This is a genomic window from Priestia sp. P5_B4, from assembly GCF_056400385.1.
On the sequence record NZ_JBFULJ010000959.1, the window covers coordinates 1 to 1378 of the forward strand.

2 protein-coding genes are annotated in these 1378 nt (G+C 33.9%); both read left to right on the plus strand.

Annotated features, from left to right (window positions below):
- Positions 1-49 precede the first annotated feature (49 nt).
- Positions 50-850: an FtsK/SpoIIIE domain-containing protein gene (locus tag AC1DRF_RS27865; protein ID WP_477742296.1), complete on the plus strand. Its 801-nt coding sequence runs from the start codon at positions 50-52 to the stop codon at positions 848-850.
- Positions 851-947: 97 nt separating this feature from the next.
- The coding region (locus AC1DRF_RS27870; protein WP_477742297.1) for a DUF4007 family protein at positions 948-1378 on the plus strand (431 nt) is incomplete at its 3' end.

Here is a 1378-nt window from a genome sequence, read left to right on the forward strand (position 1 = left end):
TATAGATATTGTAATAGAATAACCTGAAACAATTTATTTTGAGCAGTTTATGAAGCTTACAAGAGAGCAGATCCAGCGGGATGTTAAAAAAACAAATTTAATTGCTCCATTGGGACTTAATCCACTAAATGAAGTTATTTATATGGATTTCTCTAGTTCCCTGTCCCCTCACCTTTTAACTGGAGGAACAACTGGGAGTGGAAAGAGTGTCACACTAAATTCTATTATTTTAGGAATAATGTGTTTGTATGAGCCTGAACAAGTTCAATTTATGTTTATTGATCCTAAAAAAGTGGAGTTTACAATTTATGAGAATAAAAGACATACGATGAATGTTATTACTGAAATTAGTGAAGCAGTCTTAATTCTTCAACATATGGTAGAAGAAATGGAGCGCCGATATACTACTTTTGCTCAAGAAGGTGTAGCCAACCTAGAAGAGTATATTGAAGAAGTAGAAATTGTTCTTCCTAGAATAATAGTAGTGTTTGACGAATTTGCTGATTTTATGACACAAGATGCAGATATGAAAAAACAAGTAGAAAATGCCATCATGAGGTTAGGACAAAAAGCAAGGGCAGCAGGAATTCATTTGATTATCTGTACCCAAAACCCAAAATCTGACATAATAAATACTAATATCAGAAATAATTTGGGTGCTCGCTTAGCTTTACGCGCGGCTGATGCAACTGCATCGAATATCATTTTAGATGATTCAGGAGCAGAAAAGCTTGCAGGAAAAGGCGATTTCTTAGCTAAAGTTCATGGAAATGTTGAGAGAGGGAAAAGTCCTTTCTTAACTCCTAAAGTTCGTAGAATGCTACTTAAATATTTTAATAAAACGGAATAATAAGTTGTGCATCTAGACGATGTCTAGATGCCTATCTTTTCATAAATTTCATTACTGGTAAGATTGCTCCAGTAATAATATAGAAAGGCGAGAAAKAATGGGATACGGACAACATCAGAGTTTTTATTTAAGGGATAGATGGTTGAATAAGGCAATTAGACATTTAGAAATAGATGAACGCTTCTTTTATGATAAAGAAGCGTTTGAGAAAATTGGTTTAGGTAAAAATATGGTTCAATCACTGCGCTATTGGGTAGTAGCCACTGGCGTTGTTGAAGAGGTTTTTAATGAAGATAGAAAAAAGGTTCATAAAATCACAGAATTGGGACGTTTAATTTTTGAATATGATAGGTTTGTTAAACTTCAAGATACTGCAGCGATCCTACACTATCAGATGGTAAAGGAAAAAGAGCCTAGCACAGCTTGGTATTGGTACTTTAACTACTTCAATGAAACTATCATTACAAAAGATAATCTGTTGAGCGAACTAATTTTATGGGTAGAAAAGAATGAAAGTAAGCCTGTTTC